This is a genomic window from Ruegeria sp. G7 (assembly GCF_056535465.1).
Map to the genome: position 1 here is coordinate 2,407,183 of NZ_JBQFIL010000001.1, position 16,892 is coordinate 2,424,074.

The 16,892-nt window shown below is 56.3% G+C and carries 21 protein-coding genes; 11 read left to right on the forward strand and 10 right to left on the reverse strand.

What is annotated here, in order from left to right:
- Positions 1 to 2: 2 nt before the first annotated feature.
- Positions 3 to 833 carry a 3-oxoadipate:acetyl-CoA acetyltransferase gene (locus ACR3EN_RS12075; RefSeq protein ID WP_480825690.1) on the forward strand — a complete coding sequence of 277 codons (831 nt, stop codon included), beginning with the start codon at positions 3 to 5 and terminating at the stop codon, positions 831 to 833.
- Entirely contained in the window at positions 830 to 1,492 is a 663-nt protein-coding gene (locus ACR3EN_RS12080; protein WP_480825688.1) for a glutathione S-transferase family protein, read from the forward strand. The genes ACR3EN_RS12075 and ACR3EN_RS12080 overlap by 4 nt, the downstream gene beginning before the upstream one ends.
- 26 nt (positions 1,493 to 1,518) lie before the next feature.
- On the opposite strand, the gene ACR3EN_RS12085 is transcribed toward ACR3EN_RS12080, so the two are convergent.
- Positions 1,519 to 1,911, reverse strand: coding sequence for a YciI family protein (locus ACR3EN_RS12085; protein ID WP_480825686.1), 393 nt, complete (start codon positions 1,909 to 1,911; stop codon positions 1,519 to 1,521).
- Between the two features lie 18 nt (positions 1,912 to 1,929).
- Entirely contained in the window at positions 1,930 to 2,586 is a 657-nt protein-coding gene (locus ACR3EN_RS12090; protein WP_480825684.1) for a malonic semialdehyde reductase, read from the reverse strand.
- A gap of 133 nt (positions 2,587 to 2,719) precedes the next feature.
- Here ACR3EN_RS12090 and ACR3EN_RS12095 point away from each other — a divergent pair, with 133 nt between their 5' ends.
- The 5 genes from ACR3EN_RS12095 to ACR3EN_RS12115 are packed head-to-tail and all read left to right on the forward strand — an operon-like array spanning position 2,720 to position 7,223.
- On the forward strand, positions 2,720 to 3,769 hold the full coding sequence (locus tag ACR3EN_RS12095) for a C4-dicarboxylate TRAP transporter substrate-binding protein (RefSeq protein WP_480825682.1): 1,050 nt from the start codon (positions 2,720 to 2,722) through the stop codon (positions 3,767 to 3,769).
- A 12-nt stretch (positions 3,770 to 3,781) separates the two neighbouring features.
- Positions 3,782 to 5,740 (forward strand): TRAP transporter large permease subunit, encoded by a 1,959-nt coding sequence (locus ACR3EN_RS12100; RefSeq protein WP_480825680.1) that lies wholly within the window; start codon positions 3,782 to 3,784, stop codon positions 5,738 to 5,740.
- A gap of 9 nt (positions 5,741 to 5,749) precedes the next feature.
- The gene (locus tag ACR3EN_RS12105) at positions 5,750 to 6,064 is read left to right on the forward strand and encodes a YciI family protein (protein ID WP_480825678.1); all 315 of its coding nucleotides are present in this window, start codon (positions 5,750 to 5,752) and stop codon (positions 6,062 to 6,064) included.
- Positions 6,061 to 6,507, forward strand: coding sequence for a DMT family transporter (locus ACR3EN_RS12110; protein WP_480825676.1), 447 nt, complete (start codon positions 6,061 to 6,063; stop codon positions 6,505 to 6,507). Before ACR3EN_RS12105 ends, ACR3EN_RS12110 begins: the two co-directional genes overlap by 4 nt.
- A 2-nt stretch (positions 6,508 to 6,509) precedes the next feature.
- Positions 6,510 to 7,223 carry a GntR family transcriptional regulator gene (locus ACR3EN_RS12115; RefSeq protein WP_480825674.1) on the forward strand — a complete coding sequence of 238 codons (714 nt, stop codon included), beginning with the start codon at positions 6,510 to 6,512 and terminating at the stop codon, positions 7,221 to 7,223.
- Positions 7,224 to 7,299: 76 nt separating this feature from the next.
- Here the strand turns inward: ACR3EN_RS12115 and ACR3EN_RS12120 are convergent, their stop codons facing one another.
- From ACR3EN_RS12120 to ACR3EN_RS12155, 8 genes are all read right to left on the reverse strand, one after another.
- Positions 7,300 to 7,974: a glutathione S-transferase family protein gene (locus tag ACR3EN_RS12120; RefSeq protein ID WP_480825672.1), complete on the reverse strand. Its 675-nt coding sequence runs from the start codon at positions 7,972 to 7,974 to the stop codon at positions 7,300 to 7,302.
- Between the two features lie 244 nt (positions 7,975 to 8,218).
- A complete protein-coding gene (locus tag ACR3EN_RS12125; protein ID WP_480825670.1) occupies positions 8,219 to 9,229 on the reverse strand; it encodes a phosphotransferase family protein in 1,011 nt (336 codons plus the stop codon).
- A gap of 34 nt (positions 9,230 to 9,263) precedes the next feature.
- A complete protein-coding gene (locus ACR3EN_RS12130; RefSeq protein ID WP_480825668.1) occupies positions 9,264 to 10,475 on the reverse strand; it encodes an acyl-CoA dehydrogenase family protein in 1,212 nt (403 codons plus the stop codon).
- 12 nt (positions 10,476 to 10,487) lie between these two features.
- The gene (locus ACR3EN_RS12135; RefSeq protein ID WP_480871168.1) at positions 10,488 to 11,261 is read right to left on the reverse strand and encodes an SDR family NAD(P)-dependent oxidoreductase; all 774 of its coding nucleotides are present in this window, start codon (positions 11,259 to 11,261) and stop codon (positions 10,488 to 10,490) included.
- 4 nt (positions 11,262 to 11,265) lie between these two features.
- A complete protein-coding gene (locus ACR3EN_RS12140; RefSeq protein WP_480918422.1) occupies positions 11,266 to 11,817 on the reverse strand; it encodes an FAD binding domain-containing protein in 552 nt (183 codons plus the stop codon).
- Positions 11,718 to 12,413 carry an FAD-dependent monooxygenase gene (locus ACR3EN_RS12145; RefSeq protein WP_480918423.1) on the reverse strand — a complete coding sequence of 232 codons (696 nt, stop codon included), beginning with the start codon at positions 12,411 to 12,413 and terminating at the stop codon, positions 11,718 to 11,720. The genes ACR3EN_RS12140 and ACR3EN_RS12145 overlap by 100 nt, the downstream gene beginning before the upstream one ends.
- 4 nt (positions 12,414 to 12,417) lie before the next feature.
- Positions 12,418 to 13,527: an alkene reductase gene (locus ACR3EN_RS12150; RefSeq protein WP_480825664.1), complete on the reverse strand. Its 1,110-nt coding sequence runs from the start codon at positions 13,525 to 13,527 to the stop codon at positions 12,418 to 12,420.
- A gap of 48 nt (positions 13,528 to 13,575) precedes the next feature.
- Entirely contained in the window at positions 13,576 to 14,235 is a 660-nt protein-coding gene (locus ACR3EN_RS12155) for a TetR/AcrR family transcriptional regulator (protein WP_480825662.1), read from the reverse strand.
- An 84-nt stretch (positions 14,236 to 14,319) separates the two neighbouring features.
- Here ACR3EN_RS12155 and ACR3EN_RS12160 point away from each other — a divergent pair, with 84 nt between their 5' ends.
- From ACR3EN_RS12160 to ACR3EN_RS12175, 4 genes are all read left to right on the forward strand, one after another.
- Complete coding sequence (locus tag ACR3EN_RS12160) at positions 14,320 to 14,718, forward strand: cupin domain-containing protein (protein WP_480825660.1); 399 nt, start codon at positions 14,320 to 14,322, stop codon at positions 14,716 to 14,718.
- A 78-nt stretch (positions 14,719 to 14,796) separates the two neighbouring features.
- Positions 14,797 to 15,360 (forward strand): carboxymuconolactone decarboxylase family protein, encoded by a 564-nt coding sequence (locus tag ACR3EN_RS12165; RefSeq protein WP_480825658.1) that lies wholly within the window; start codon positions 14,797 to 14,799, stop codon positions 15,358 to 15,360.
- A gap of 65 nt (positions 15,361 to 15,425) precedes the next feature.
- On the forward strand, positions 15,426 to 16,178 hold the full coding sequence (locus ACR3EN_RS12170) for an ABC transporter ATP-binding protein (RefSeq protein ID WP_480825656.1): 753 nt from the start codon (positions 15,426 to 15,428) through the stop codon (positions 16,176 to 16,178).
- Complete coding sequence (locus ACR3EN_RS12175) at positions 16,178 to 16,879, forward strand: ABC transporter ATP-binding protein (protein WP_480698972.1); 702 nt, start codon at positions 16,178 to 16,180, stop codon at positions 16,877 to 16,879. Before ACR3EN_RS12170 ends, ACR3EN_RS12175 begins: the two co-directional genes overlap by 1 nt.
- The last annotated feature ends 13 nt before the right edge of the window (positions 16,880 to 16,892 follow it).

Here is a 16,892-nt window from a genome sequence, read left to right on the forward strand (position 1 = left end):
CGATGACCAAACCCTGCATCATCTGCGTCGCGATCACCGGGTCTTTGCCACAAAAGGCGGATACCCCGGCCGTTCCGATCTCGATCTCTGAGCAAGTCGAATCCACTCAGGAAGCGTTCGAGGCGGGCGCGTCGATAGCGCATTGCCACGTCAGAACGGACGAGGGAGCGCCTACATCTGACCCTGATCGGTTCGCACGGCTACAAGAAGGTCTAAAGGCGCATTGTCCGGGAATGATTATCCAGTTTTCGACGGGTGGTCGCTCTGGCGCAGGGCAGGAGCGTGGCGGGATGCTGCCGCTGCGCCCGGATATGGCCTCGCTGACCGTAGGGTCGAACAACTTTCCTGCGCGCGTCTATGAGAATGCGCCACAACTGGTAGATTGGTTGGCGTCGGAGATCAAAAAATACGATATCAAGCCTGAGATTGAGGCTTTTGACCTGAGCCACATTTTTCAGGCTGCAAGCATGGCCGCCGATGAGCGGCTTGAAGGCCCGCTTTACGTGCAGTTTGTCATGGGCGTGAAAAACGCCATGCCCGCGGACAAACCTTCGTTTGATTTTATGGTTGAAACGCTCAGGCGACTTGCCCCGGATGCTGAATGGTGCGCAGCGGGTATTGGGCCCAACCAGTTGGTTCTGAACGAATGGTGTATTGAGGCCGGAGGGCATTGCAGGACCGGTCTTGAAGATAACATCAGGCTCGATCGAGACACTCTTGCGCCGTCGAATGCCGCATTGGTCAAGCGCACCGTTGACCTATGCGCCAAGTTTCAACGACCTGTCGCCTCGCCAGCCGAGGCGCGCGAGATTTTGGGCCTGCGGCCGTCATGATAACGAGGCACCAGATCAAACCGACACTTTGGGGGCGCGGCAGTTCGACCAATGTACAAAAGGTCTTGTGGGCGCTGCATGAACTAGACGTTGACCACGCACAGGTAGAGGTTGGCGGCCCTTTTGGTGGAACCGACAATGCACAGTTCTTTGCCTTAAACCCAAACCGGACGGTTCCGGTCTGGCAAACCGACGATCTGGTGCTTTGGGAGAGTCAGGCGATCCTGCGCCACCTCGCGCGCAAGCATGGGCATCTGTATGGTGCAGACGAGCGCGCAATGGCCGATGTTGATCGCTGGCTGGATTGGTTTGCGCTTGTCTTCTGGCCGCCGGTGCGGCTGCTGTTCATAGATGTGTATCGGGACAGGTCACTTGCGCTTGATGACACGCGAGCGCAGGATGCTCTGATCAAGGCGCAGGGTGCAATTCAGCTTGTCGCGGATCAGGTCGCAAAAGACCGGTATCTGACCGGTCCTGACTTTACCATCGCGGATATCGCCCTCGCCATCGGGTTGAACCGCGCCCGTGGATTGGATTTTGGCATTACATTACCGGCCTCGCTTTGCGACTGGCATGCCACGCAAAAAGCCCGCCCCGGATTTGCTTACGCAACCCGGGGAGAGCCGGACATGCCGGGGCATCAACAGGCGGCTGAATGATGACCCTCAGCTTTGTCGCCTCTGTCCTAGTCGACCGCATGCCTGCCTGTCGAAAAATCGATGGTTACGTTCACCCGGCCCTCGTTCAACAACCATGGCCGCACGGTGAAGGATCGCGCGCCGGACGAATGCATCGGATCGGTCGCTGCGATTTCCCTGGCATGGGCCAGGCTGTCGGCGCGGATGATCACCATCCCATCGCCAAGCCAGGTGTGCTCATCCTCTTCCCAATGCGGACCAGCCCCCAGCATGATGCCGCGCTGTTCCAACGAAACCTGAAACTTCAGGTGCTCTTCTATGTTCTCCATCACCGGACCCATTCCGTTCGTCGGGGTGGTGAAAACGACGTAGAGCTGTTTCTGCAGCATGCCTTTAGAGGCTTCGAGGATGTCGTCCTTGGTTATCTTCGGTTCAGCCATGATATTCTTCCTTCTCGCTCAGAGCGTTTCGCATACGTCTGCGTAGTCCAGACGCGGCAGGCGGCGGAAAATTCGGGATGTGTCCGCGTAGCCGAGGTTGCACAGGAAGTTCGATTTTATCGACGTCCCGTGAAAGAATTCCTCGTCGACCTTCGCATTGTCGAAACCCGACATTGCACCAACATCCAGACCAACGGCTCGCGCGGCGATCATGAAGTAAGCGCCCTGCAGGGATCCGTTTCGGAAGGCGTTAACCTGCGCCGCAGTCGCGTTGTTGCGAAAGATGTCCGAAGCATCCGGGTTGGGCGGGAAAAGCTTGGGCAATTCTTCATAGAAATTCAGGTCATAAGCTATGATCGCTGTCACCGGAGCACTGCGCATCTTTGGGCGATTGGCTTCGAACAGCGCGGGCTCCAGCCGATCTTTGGCGTCTTCCGACTGCACGAAAAGCACGCGCATCGGCTGCTGGTTCATCGAGGTCGGGCCCATCTTGGCAATATCGTACAACTCGCGCAGCGTCTCATCAGCGACTGCCTTTTCCTGCCAGCCATAGTGCGTGCGCGCTTCGGTCAGAAGCAGGCGCAGGGTTTCCGCATCGGCGGCGATCTGGGCGTCCTGCAGCTCTTGCGCGATGGCGCGCGCCGCCTCATCCGCCATTTGGTGTTCTTTGCTCATCAAGGGCTCCTCCGTGAATCAACGGTTCTAGTTAGGCATGTAATTTAATATAATACAATATTGTATAATTTAAGTGAGTGCGATACGTTTTGGTGAATGGCGGTGCGATCCGCCGAACAAATGGGAGGAAAACATGAAACGCTTTTTGAGTGCGTTGGCGCTGATGACGTTTGGAGCCGGCGCTGCATCTGCCGAGACCTTTAGCCTGACGATGTCGGCCAGCCATCCGACGGTCGTACCATGGGTTGGCCAGCTCTCGACCTTGATCGTGGCGGAATCAAACGCTCGGCTGGAGGCGATGGGCTCTGAAGACCGAATCGAGTGGACAGAGGCTTATGGTGGCTCGCTCTATGGCTTCAAGGATACTCTGGAAGCGGTTGGGGACGGTCTGACCGACGCCGGGTGGGTCGCCACGATGTGGGAAGGGTCAAAAATGCCCTTACAGAACGTGACTTTCTTTACCCCCTTTGTCTCGGATGATCTGGTAGCCACGCTGGAAATCATGAACGAGCTACACCGCGAACTGCCAGTATTGCAGGAGGCGTGGGACGATCAGAACGTCGTGTTCCTCGGCGCAAGCGGCGTCGAGACCTATCACCTGATGACCAATTTCCCCGTTAACTCTCTGGAAGACATAAAAGGGCGCAAAATCCTTGCACCGGGCCCATCCGCAAACTGGATCAAGCATCTTGGAGCGGTGCCGGTGAATGGTGCTCTGCCAACCTACTACAATCAGATTCAGACAGGTGTCGCCGATGGAATGGTTGTGATCCTCACGGGCGCGTTTCCCAACAAGCACTACGAAGTTGCACCTTACGTAACCCTTGTGGGTATCGGTGCGCAGATGACCGGTGGCTTTGGGATCAACAAGGATGTTTGGGATGGTCTGTCTGATGATGTCCGCAAGGTACTGACGGAACTGGGCGAGGAATATACCGTCGCTCATGCCGAAGAGGTCATGGCGCGTTATGACGATTTTCTTGCAAAGCTGCCCGAGGTCGGTGCCATCGTGACCGAACTGCCCGCCGAAGACCTGGCGGAATGGAAGACCGGACTACCAAACCTCGCCGGTGAGTGGGCGGCGACGAACGCTGATCTGAATGCGGATGAGGTCGTCAACGCCTATATGGCCAAAGTGCGGGCGGCGGGGCTAGAACCCAAGATCGCCTGGGACGAGCGCTAAGGCCAGCACGACATGACAAGCGAACGCGCCTTTCGTCGCCGAGTTGACCTGATAGAGGCCGGAGTTGCCCAGTTGACCAGCGTGGTCGGCGGGGCGGCCTCGATCTGGATTTTCTGCCTGATGCTTCTGATTTGCGCCGACATCTTCGGGCGCACGGTGCTTAATGCGCCTATTCAGGGTGTGGCCGAGATTGTAGCAAACTCGATTGTGGCAATTGTGTTCCTGCAGGCGGCACATGCTCTTATGACGGGACGGATGACTCGGACCGATATTCTGATCGGATATCTTGAGGAAGAACGCCCCTTTGCTGCGGCGCTCATTCGCATCGTCTTTCATCTGGCCGGGATCTTTGTCTTTGCGGTAATCGCGCAAGGAACATGGCCCAAGCTGGTGGACGCATGGGTCGAAGATGAGTTCTTTGGCGCGCAGGGCGTCTTTACCGCGCCAATATGGCCTATAAAGGCCTGCTTGTTCGGGGGCTCAGTTCTGACCTGCCTGGCGTTTGCAGTGCAGGTTCTTAAGGACATAAAAACACTTGTATCCGAAGGCCGTGTCGCACCTTTGACGGTTCGTCATTCGGTGATCCGGAACCCAAAGGGCTGGCCCTATATCCTCGTATTCGTTGGCATGCTGATCCTGGGATACGCATTGTTCGCAGCCGATCTGAGCCGCTTGCAGATCGGTATGGTCACTGTGGCTTTCATGCTGCTGCTGATCTTCTCGGGCGCGCATATTGCGGTCGCACTGATCGTGCTTTCTTTTCTGGGTATCTGGTTGATCCGCGATAATCCAAACGTTGCCGTCAGGTCGTTGGCGCTCGCGGCAGACGGCGCGATCAACCGGTATCTGTTTGGAGTAGTCCCTCTGTTTGTTTTGATGGGATTGGTGGTGGACGTTGCTGATATCGGCAAAGATGCGTTCCGCGTCGCGGCATGGATGCTGCAGCGGATCAAGGGTGGGCTGGGCATGGCCACAGTTGCAGCCAATGCTGTGTTTGCGGCGATCACGGGGATATCGATCGCGTCCGCTGCTGTGTTTTCACGCGTGGCCGTGCCGCAGATGGTTGCCAACGGCTACAATAACCGCTTTGCGCTTGGCGTCGTTGCCGGGTCATCGGTGTTGGGCATGTTGATCCCACCAAGCCTGCTGTTGATAATCTACGGTGTTTTGGCGGAACAATCGGTCGGGGCGCTGTTCCTTGCGGCCATCGTGCCGGGTGTTCTGCTGGCGACGGTGTTCGGTGCAGGGATTTGGCTGATGGCCCATTTCCGCCCCCGCCTTGTGATGCAATCCGATCGACCCACGGTGATCGAAGGTGAAACATGGGGCAGTGCCGCACGCAAAATGGGACCCATTGCGTTTCTGGTGTTGATCGTCCTCGGCGGGATTTACTCGGGCGTGTTCACTCCGACCGAAGCCGGTGCCGCCGGTGCGGCTGCGGCTTTGGTGGTCGCCCTTGCTAGGCGCAAGCTGACTTGGGCCCGGTTCTGGCGCGTTTTGGTAGATACCGGTCTCGTTTCTGTCTCGATCCTGATACTGATCGTGGCGGCTTCGATGTACTCTCGCATGCTGACGTTATCGACCATCCCGCAAGAGGTAACATCGCTGTTCACCGATTCCGGTTTCGGTCTTTATGGCTTCATGATGATCTATCTGGGGATCGTGGTGGTAATGGGTATGATATTGGATAGCACCTCGATCATGCTGATCCTGCTGCCGCTGACGCTGCCGATTGTTGAAGGGCTGGGCGGAGACCTGATCTGGTTCGGGATCGTCACGGTGATTGCCATAGAAATCGGGCTTCTGACGCCGCCTTTCGGCCTTACGGTCTATGTGGTGAAATCCACAATCGCCGACCGCAACACGACCCTCGGCGACATCTTTGTTGGAACTTTCCCATTCGTAATCATGATGACCGTCGTAACCCTTGTTTTGCTGTTTGTTCCCGCACTCAGCCTTGTATTCAGATAGGAGACAAACGTGCATTTCATCGTTCACGCCGTTGACAAACCCGATGCGCTGTTGCGGCGTCAGGCCGTCATTGATGCCCATCGCTCCTATGCGCACGAGGCCCCGGCCAGACACGGCATTCAGGTCCTGATTTCCGGCCCGCTTTTCAAGGATGATGGCGTGACAATGGGAGGGTCGTTCTTTTTGCTCGACGCCCCGGACCGCAGCGCTGTGGACGCTTTGATCGCGGAAGATCCAATTGCCAACGCGGATATTTGGGAGAGCGTGTCAATAAGACCATTTCTTCTGCGGGTGAACACCTTTGCAGGATCTGAGCAGGCATGAATTGGCAGCTGATCCCCATCGCCGTTTTCATCGGCGCAGCACTCGCTGCACAACCCGCCATCAACCAGACTGCTGTTCGGGTGCTTGGAACGCCGATCGCGGCTTCGATTATTTCGGTTTCGATCACATTGGCGATGATGATCGCTTTCTTCCTAGTGACCGGAGCCAGATTTCAACTGTCGACCGTATGGTCCCTGCCTTGGTGGATACTGCTGGGTGGCGCGGTAGGTTTTTTGTTTGTTTTCGGCGGTGTAACGGTTGCACCCGCCATTGGTGCGGCGGTCTTTTTCGTCTGCATTGTTGCCGGACAACTTGTTGGAGCCGCCCTGATCGATCATTTCGGGGCATTCGGAATGACTGTGCGACCCATCAGCCTGTTGCGCGTCGCCGGGATTTCAATTGTCCTGTTCGGTGTGATACTGGTGATCATCGGATCGAGGTAGCCATGCCCAAGCAAAAGACAAAAACTCAAACCAAGGCCGGGGATGCTGTCTATGAGACGCTGCGCGAGATGGCGATCGAATACAGGTTTCGCCCCGGAGAGAAAATAATCGAGGTTGATCTGGCCGAGGCGCTTTCGGTGAGCAGGACGCCTGTGCGCGAAGCGCTCAATCGTCTGGTGAGTGAGGAGTTGATCCAGTTTCGGCGGAACTACGGATTTTACTGCCGGACCTTGGAGCTGCAAAGTGTTCTGAACCTTGCCGAGGCACGGCGGGACATTGAATTGGCGACACTGCCGCGCGTTGCGGAACGCGCACCCGCGGATGCGGTGAACGACCTCGTATCATCAAGCCGTCAGATTCTGAACAGCATTGCGTCCCTGCCGCCATGCGACCTTGCGCGGGCGCACGAGTCCTTTCATGTCCGGTTGATCGAAATTGGCGGCAATGACGCTGTTACTCAGATTGTACGCAACCTGTCCGCACGCCTGCGGTTTGTCGATAAAATTCGGATCGAGCATTCCGACCGGCCAGCGGTTTTCCAGCTCCAGTGCGAGATTGCCGAGGCGCTGCGCGACGGTGATATGACTGTTGCCGAGCATAAGCTGCGAGCACTGTTAGAGGTCGAGCCGGAAACGCTGGAATGCGCGCTGACCACAGGTTTGGGCCGCCTCTATATGAACGGTGTCCACATGGACATCAGTTTTTCGTCGAATTAGCGGAACGCTTGACCCATCCCCCAATAAGCGGTGCGCGCGTCCTAAGAAGCCTGTCGACCCCGCAAAAGCTTCCTTCTCAGTCGTCATAGTTTTGTGGGAACAGCGCGCGCATTGCTTCTTCATCACGTTCGGATTTGAAGCTGATATCCTTGCCGACTTCACGCGCCTCTGCCACGGCGGGGCGGGCGTCTATCTTCTCAAACCAGGTCTTGAGGTTTGGATAAGCGTCCAGCTCGCTTTCGCCTAATACCGGCGTCACGCGGTCAATCCAGCCCCAAGCCGCCATATCCACGATCGTATATTCGTCACCCACCAGATACGTACGATCCGACAATCGTGCATCCAGAACACCATAGTGGCGCTGCACCTCACGACGGTAACGATTGATTGCATAATCCAGTTTTTCTGGCGCCGCATGCTGGAAATGGACGGCCTGGCCAGAGTATGGCCCCAGCCCACTGGCTATGAACATGAGCCACGATAGCAGCTCGGCGCGATCTGCTGGCTGGCCAGCGAACATGTCATATTTGTCTGCTAGATAAAGCAGGATGGCGTTGGAATCGAATACGATTGTTCCATCGTCGTCGATTGCGGGCAGCTTGGCGTTGGGGTTGATCCGAGTGAAGTCAGCTGCGTGCTGTTCACCCTTTAGCGTATCGACGGGCACGACTTGGAACGGTAGTTTTGCCTCTGCCAGATAGAGTGCCACTTTCATCGGGTTTGGCGTTGGGTGAAAGTAAAACTTAATCATAGAAAAACCTCTTTTCGCGTGGGAGCTATTTGGTAAGTCTTGTGCCTCGTCACCATATCTGTCTCAAGGTTGGAGACCGTTGTTTTCAGCAAGGTAACCGGCTTGTGAGGGCAACTTGGGCGCTCGGTTGGCGATCGTCATTTTGGGTTCTTTTTGCCTTGACGTTTTTTGGTTGAAGGCTTGCCAAATCCAGAGCGCCTCAGGGTTGGGTTCTGCATGTTTTCTACGCATCTTTCTTCTGAGACTATGGATCGTCGGCGATAACGGTCAGCGCGCGTCTGGCGAACTTTTCAGCCAGGGGTGCCAGTTTGGCGGCGTCCCCCGATACAGCCGACCCAGCGCGCGCCCGATCAGCAATGCCGACAAAGATGACGGCAAACCGGAACAAGGCGAAGGCCATGTGGAACGGACGCAATGGCGCGGTCGGGATCGCGCTGGCGTAATAAGTTTCTATGAACTCATCCATTGCGGGAATACCGTTTTCTGCCCACGGTGTGCCGAGCATGCCCCCGTATTCGTCAGGTGAGCTGAGCCAAGCGATTACACAAAACCCCAAATCCGCCAGCGGATGCCCCAGCGTGGACAGCTCCCAATCCATAACCGCGATGACCCGCGGTTGGGTTGGGTGGATCATCATGTTGCCCAGCCTGAAATCGCCATGAGCAATAGAAACAGCACCGTCATCTTCGGGCATGTTGGCGGGCAACCACTTTATCAGCGTGTCCAATTCGGGGATACGGGGGCCGGGCGAATCCTGGTATTGTCTGGTCCACCGCTTGATCTGCCGCTCAAAGTATTTGCCCGGTTTTCCATAATCGGACAAACCGATCTGATCCGGGAGCAGGGCGTGCATCCGGGCCATTGTGCGGGCCATGCTCAGGTAAATCTCGCGTCGGTTGTCGGGCGACAGGCCGGGTAGGGTGCAATCAGAAAACACGCGGCTATCCAGCCTGTCCATGATATAGAAGGGGGTGCCAACTATACTTGGATCTTCTTCAAACCATCGTACTTTGGGCACGGGGACATCGGTGTCTGCCAATGCGCGCAGCACCCGATATTCGCGGTCAATCGCGTGGGCCCCGGGCAGAATATCACCATCAGGTTTTTTCCGCAGGACCAGTTTGCGATCACCATATGTGACGAACCACGTGGGGTTGGACTGCCCGCCCTGCACCGGTTGTACATGCAGATCAGCCGGGCCTTGCAGACGATCGGCCAACCAGTGATCCAGTCGGTGACATTCAATTCTGCTCATTCCGACCCTCTTTTTGTGGGATGAAAGACATGGTTTACGATTGGTCCACCGATGGCCATCGCCAAAAGTCGCGCCCCTCGTCATTCAGGTGGCGGTTCAGGACCATCTGATGCACCTCGTCCGCGCCGTCGACCAATCGCGCTTGTCGGGCATAACGGTAAATCCACTCCAGAATCGTGTCGGTGGAGTAGCCTCGTGCGCCGTTGATCTGAATTGACACATCCGCGGCCTTGTGCAGCAAGTTGGCCACATGGATTTTTGCCATCGAGATTTCCTTGCGCGCAAAACTGCCTTGATCCAGCGCCCAGGCGGCTTTCATAACCAAAAGGCGGCCCATTTCGATGCCCATCGCCAGATCACCCAGTTTGATCTGGATGCTTTCCCGATCAGACAAGCGCATACCGAAGCCGTGGCGGTTCTGAGCGTACTCGGTGGCAACCTCAACGCAGCGTTTGGCCAACCCCAGCCAACGCATGCAATGGGTCAGGCGCGCCGGGCCAAGACGCATCTGAGTTATCTTCAGGCCCAGTCCTTCACCCAGCAGCACCCGATCGGCTGGCAACTCCATGTCTTCATAGACCAGTTCGCAATGGCCGCCGTGCTCTTCAGGGCCCATGATCCCGATGCGGCGGACGAGACGCCAGCCGGGATCGTCCTTGTGATGCAAAAACGCGGTAAGGCCCCGGCGTGGATCATCCGAAGTGCGCGCCAGCGTGATGAAATGGCTGGCGTCGGCAGCACCGGTGATAAACCACTTGCGACCGCGCAGCACATAGCGGTCTGCCGTTTTCGTGGCTGTGGTCAGCATCATGCCGGGATCGGAACCGCCCCCCGGCGCGGGCTCGGTCATGGCAAAGGACGAACTGACTGCGCCTGAAACGATTGGATTCAGCCAACGCTCTTTCTGAGCTTCGGTTGCTGCTTTTTCCAGCACCATCATATTGCCGTCATCGGGCGCGGCAGAGTTGAACACCACCGGTCCAAAAATCGAGCGGTTCATTTCTTCGTAACAAACCGCCATGCCCACTTTGCTAAGACCTTGCCCGCCGGTCTCGGGCTGCAGCTGCAGGCACCACAGACCGTCGGCGCGGGCTTTGTCGCGCAGCGGCTGGAGCCAGGTCTTGGAGATGTTCCCATGGGCGTCCCAACTGTCGCGATTGGCCTCGACCGGCAGGATTTCATCGCAGACAAATCGCGCAATCCGGGCGCGGTAATCCTCAATTTCGGAAGAAATTGTAAAATCCATTGCCGTTTTCCTTTACAAAGACGACACCAGATGACCGCCATCCACAGCGATATCCGCGCCGGTCATGAAACGCCCCAGATCCGAGGCCAGCAATAAGATCGCGCCATTCAGATCTTCGGGCTGACCCAGACGGCGTTGCGGGATGCGCCGGATCAATGCCTGCCCCGGGTCACTGGCGAAAAAATCACGATTTAGATCGGTTTCGATGTAGCCGGGGCAGAGGGCATTCACCCGGATATCAAATCGTGCCCACTCCAGTGCCAGCGACCGGGGCAGTTGCAAAACGCCACCTTTCGATGCGGCATAGGCCGAGGCGTGGCCCGCAACCCTGCTGCCCAGAATCGACGCGACATTTACGATACTGCCGCCTGTGCCACGCTGTTTCATACCCTGCGCTGCGGCTTGGGCGACATGAAATACGCCCTTGAGGTTCGTGTCGATGATGTTGTCGATGGCTTCCGCACTGTGATCGAAGGCAGAGGCTGAAAGCGTCGTGCCAGCGTTGTTGATCACGATATCCAGATCCAGCCCTTTCAAGGTTTGATGCACCGCGCCGGGTGATGTTACATCCAGTGATAACGCAGTCGCCCTGCCACCCTGTGCGTTTAATTCTGCCGTCAGCTTTTGAACCCGTTCTGTTCGCCGCGCGGCGGCGATGACATGCGATCCCATTGCCGCGAAAAGCCGTGCAAAATGAGCGCCAAGCCCCGAAGACGCCCCCGTAACCAGAACGCGACGCCCTGCAATCCCGGGAAACTGAAGCGGAGTGTCGTTCTTCTGCCCCACGGGTTCAGAAACTTGTCGCGGTTTCTTGCAGGACCTGCGTTACTTCTTGGTTGCCCTCTAGACCTATTGCTTTGCCCAGCCTTTGCGCGCGTTCAACGGCTTGAGCCCCGGCTGTCTGACGTATGTTGCCCCATCGGTCAAAGTCCCCGGTTTCGGCGAATTCCGCCAAAGCCAGCGCATCGCTTGCAGCCTTGGTGACGCCCATGCCGACATGAGGGCGCGCAACAAAGGCCGCGTCTCCGATCAGGGCGACACCGTCAAACCACAACCTTTTGCCGGACACGTCGAAAATAGGCTGCAAGAACGGCTGCGCGGTTTTCTGGACAACTTCCTGAAATTGCGGCGACAAAAGCCTTTCAGCGTCTTTCCGCATTTCCCCAATCACGTCGGCACGAATAGAGTGCGGCGGAATTCCGTCGTGCCACACCTTTCCGTTTTGATCTGTCAGCAAAGTCTTCAACACAGCCGCAGGTGCCGGTCGATACCACACAAAGTTAAAACGTCGTTGTCCGACTTGATCAGCACCCATTGGTCCCGGCACTGGATAACCCAGCATCTGCTCGCCTGGGGGAGCGAAAACGCAAAGCTATCCATGAGGTAAGAACATGTTTCGGGGCTTAAATCAGCCTCATCCACCAGACCGCGCCATGCGATGTAACCGGCGTAAATGGGTTTGATGTCAGGCGCCAACAGGTTTCGCACGGTCGAGCGTATACCGTCTGCCCCAACCACAAGATCGGAAGGTACATCTCTGTCCGAGATCCGCGTAATGAGCTGGCCATTTGATCGCCTGAGGTCAGAAAGACCTGCGCCCAGATGATAGTATTCGTCCGGTAAAGATCCCCGCAGCAGTCGATAAAGCTGATCCCATGACGCGACGATTTGAGGATAGGGCAGTTTGTGTGCCACCGTTCCATCGGTATTGAAACAAACCCGGCGCGAGACTGGAACGCCCACTTTTGCTTCGGGATCAAGTCCGACACGCGCCATGGTCTCGAACAACTCGGGGTGGGTGACTATGCCAGCCCCGCGCCCCGATAATTCGGAACTGCTGCGCTCAAACACCGACACGTCCCAGCCTGTTGTCCGCAAGGCATGTGCCGCAAACAACCCACCCAAAGAGCCGCCAATTATAACCGCAGATTTTCCCATTGCTCTATGCAACTGTCTCAAGAGCTGGGTAATCGGTATAGCCGATCTCTGCCGGAGCGTAGCCGTAAAAACTCTCCTGTCGTTGCTCATTCAAAGTGGCACCTTGCCGGATACGTTCCGGTAGATCCGGGTTTGCCAGATAAGCCCGCCCAAAGGCGACGATATCGGCTTGCCCAGACGCGACCAGCGCCTCGGCCGCGTCGGGCTCAATGCCCCCATTTACGATTAACGTGCCCTTAAACGCAGGTCGGATCATGTCGATGAGTTCGGGCAAATCCGGTGCACCCATCCAGGCATTTGTGTCACCGAGATGTATGTAGGCCAAACCGCGTGCTTGTAGTTCTGCAGCCAGAGCCTGATAGGTGGGGGCAGGGTTGGGGTCCCCGACATCGTTGTATTTCGCAAGCGGAGAAAACCGGATGCCGATCCGACCCGCTGGGAAAGTTTCAGCGACGGCATCAACGACATCCAGTGTTAGCCGGATGCGGTTTTCGATCGACCCCCCATAAGCGTCACTGCGCAAATTGGTCCCGGTCGATTGAAACTGATGCAGCAGATACCCGTTGGCCGCATGTACTTCGATGCCATCAAACCCCGCAGCCTTGGCGTTGCGGGCGGCTTGCCGGTACTCATCGATTGTGGCGTCGATGTCCTCGGCTGTCATCTCACGCGGCAGAGAGGCTGAAACCTTGTAGGAATATCCCTGACGGTCCAGCGCATAAACTTGTAGCTCTTCCCGTGCATCCGTGACCGACGGCGCAATTGGGGCTTCTCCATGAAGCAAGGTGTCATTTGTTACCCGGCCAGAGTGCCAAAGCTGGCAAAAGATCGGCGCGCCCTTGTCATGGACCGCTTTGGTGACTTGCTTCCATGCCTCGGTCTGGTCTGCTGTGAATATGCCTGGGGCACCGTCAAACGCATTTGACATAGCAGAAACGTTCGTCGCCTCTGAGACAAGAAACCCACCACCGGCGCGTTGCGCATAGTACTCGGCCATCAATGGTGTGGGAACGTAACCCGGCATCGAGGCCCGACACCGGGTCAGTGGTGCCAGTGCAATTCGGTTCCTCAGAGTAAGATCGCCCATTTCAATGGGCGCAAACAGTGCAGACATAGGTATCCTCCCTCGTGGAATACCTATATTACTTATCGGTTGATAAGTTTAAGTCAAGCCTGCCATCACATCTGCTGAACCGGCAATCAACATTCGAACAGACGTGTCGATCGCGGTCGGGCTTGGGGCCATTCGTTCTACGCCAAAGATTTCACGGCGAACGCCGTGGTAGAATAAGCCGCCGTGAAAGGTCCAAACCATTTCAACCTCTCCCGGCGTTATCGGGGATTGAGCTTCGTCCGGTGCGTCGTGCTCGATCCGAAGCTCGCGAATGATCCTGCGAATCACCCGTTCTTCGACCAGGGCGATGTACCACCGGTTAATGTCCAAGGATTTTAGGCCTGCCTGCAGGTAAAGGCGCATCCATTCCGGGTCATGGATTATTTCGACGTAACTCAGATAAAATGCGTTCAGGCGATCAGCGATGGGGCGCGTTCGGTCAGCGAGAATCTGGTCCCATTCCGGTCGCCACTGATCCACGTAAACCTGCTCATATACAGCCTCGACAAGTGCGTCCTTCGACGGGAAATAATTGTACAGAAGCGGTTGTGCGATACCTGCGTAGTCAGCAAATTGTCGGGTCGACGCGTCAAAGCCTTGTTCAGCAAAGAAGACAATTGCGTCATCAATGATCTTTTGACGGCGCTCGCCTTTTTTCATTCGTTTGCGAGGACTGGCGCTGGGCGTATTGCATGTCTTGTCGGACAAGGTTCGTCTTTCCAAATTTATTATCATATGATAATTAAAGTGATTGGCTGACAGCGCCACCACTTGGCACAAGGGTACACTAGCATGTCTGATGCATCGCAATCCATAGGAAGCAAACCCAATCCCGGTCGAGATGAAGAAATGCGGCGTGCGGCTTCGAATGGCCATGTCGGATCCACTTTGGTGAGCGAGTCCGAGCGGGTGCGTGTATGGGAGATCACATTGCAGCCGGGTGAGAGATTGCCCTTTCATACCCATGTCTTAGACTACTTCTGGACGGCGACGACGGCCGGGCGTGCGCGGTCTGAATATGCTGACGGGCGGGTCGTCGAGATGGAGTACGATAAGCACATGACACGGCATTTTCAGTTCGGTGCAGGCGAGAGCATGACGCATGATCTTGAAAATACAGGGTCCTCGATTCTGTGCTTTACGACGGTCGAGTTCTTGGACAGTGCAAATAAACCGCTGAAGGTAACTTAACCGTGGGGTAATTCGAAAGCCTATTTACAAACTGATCAGTTGATAATAAAAAATAGAAAACCGTCAGGAGACTCTAGCATGGACTACACAATCTATTCCGTTGAAACCGCACCAGCAGACACGAAGCCGATGCTTGAAGACAGTCTGGCGAAATACAAGTTCATTCCGAATTTGCATGGGATCATGGCTGAAAGCCCGGTAATGCTGGAAGCCTATAAACTGTTGGGTGACCTGTTCGCCAAGACCGAGCTTTCTGTTCTGGAACGTCAGATCGTATTGCTGTCCATCAACTATGAAAATGAGTGCCACTATTGCATGGCCGCGCATTCCACGATCGCCCAGATGGAGCAGATGCCTGACGACATCCTGCAAGCCCTTCGGACGGGAGCCCCAATCGCGGATTCCAAGCTGGAAACACTGCGCAGTTTTGCGGCCAAGCTCACCCGGTCGCGTGGATGGGTGGATGAAGCAGATCAGCAAGCGATGCTGGATGCCGGGTACACCAAACGCACGATCCAAGAGATCATCGTTGCGATCGCCTACAAGGTGATCTCGAACTATCAGAACCACCTGGCCGAAACCGAAGTGGACGCCCCGTTCCAGAAAAACCTCTGGTCCAAGTCGGACACTGCGGCGGCTTAATCTGACTTTTAGCTGCCGCGCTTAGATGCGCGGCAGATTACAAAACATATCAGTAGATAAACAAAATGAACAACTCATCGTTTGCCTTGGAATGTCGTTCGCTCAGCAAAAGCTTTGGAGGCTTTCTCGCTGTGAGCGACATCGACTTGCAGGTCAAATCCGGCACGATTCATGCGCTGATCGGACCCAACGGCGCGGGCAAAACGACCTGTTTCAATCTGATAACCAAATTTCTGCAGCCGACGCAGGGGCAAATTCTGTTGATGGGGCAGGATATCACCCAGGACCAGCCAGCAGAGATTGCTGGGAAGGGGATGGTGCGGTCATTCCAGATTTCATCCACTTTTCCGCATCTGACATTGCTGGAAAACGTGAGGATTGGTCTTCAGGCGAAAACCAAGCTGACTTTCCGGTTCTGGACCTCGGAACGCGTTCTGGACGATCTGAACCAGCGCGCCATGGCGCTGTTAGAGGACGTGGGGCTGGCTGATAAGGCCCATGAAGAAGCCCGCACGTTGTCGTATGGCCGAAAGCGTGCTCTGGAACTGGCGACAACGCTGGCGCTTGAACCCGACGTTATGCTGCTGGACGAGCCGCTGGCGGGTATGGGGCGCGAAGACATCGCGCGGGTCACCTCTCTTATTCGCGATGCAGTCAAGGGTCGCACAATCCTGATGGTCGAACACAACCTCAGCGTTGTGGCGGAACTTTGCGATCAGATCACCGTTCTGGCGCGCGGCGAAAAGCTGGCCGAAGGCACTTATGCTGAGGTTTCGGCAAACCCGGATGTGCGCACAGCCTATATGGGGGCGCATTGATGCAGGCTCTGCTGGAAATCGAGGCGCTGGACGCGTTTTACGGCGAAAGCCATGTGGTCTTCGGCGCGGGCCTGCAGGTCAGGGAAGGCGAGATCGCAACTCTGCTAGGCCGCAATGGTGCAGGCAAGACCACAATCCTGCGTGCCATCACCGGCATTCTGAAACAACGTCAAGGCTCGGTCCGCATTGCGGGGCAAGAAACAATCGGCCTGCCGCCCCACAAGATCGCGCGCCTTGGGCTTGGATACGTGCCCGAAGAACGCGGGATTTTTGCAAGCCTGACCGTTGAAGAGAACCTGTACCTGCCGCCAAAAATCGCGGCAGGCGGTATGTCTTCGGATGAGCTGTTTGAGCTGTTCCCCAACCTCGCGGAACGGCGCAAGAGCTTTGGCACCAAGCTTTCGGGTGGTGAGCAGCAGATGCTGGCCATCGCGCGTATTCTGCGCACAGGCGCGCGCCTGATCCTTCTGGATGAACCGACCGAGGGCCTTGCACCGGTCATTATCGATCAGATCGCTGCCGCCGTCGCCAAATTGAAAGAGCTGGGGTTCACCATCCTGCTTGTCGAACAGAACCTGCGCTTTGTCCGTTCGGTCGCTGACGCGCATTACCTGGTCGAGGACGGTCACCTGATCGAACGCATCCCGGAAACGGAAATGGATCACAGAATGGAGGACGTTCAGGCCTGTCTGGGTCTGTGAAACAGGCGTGAAC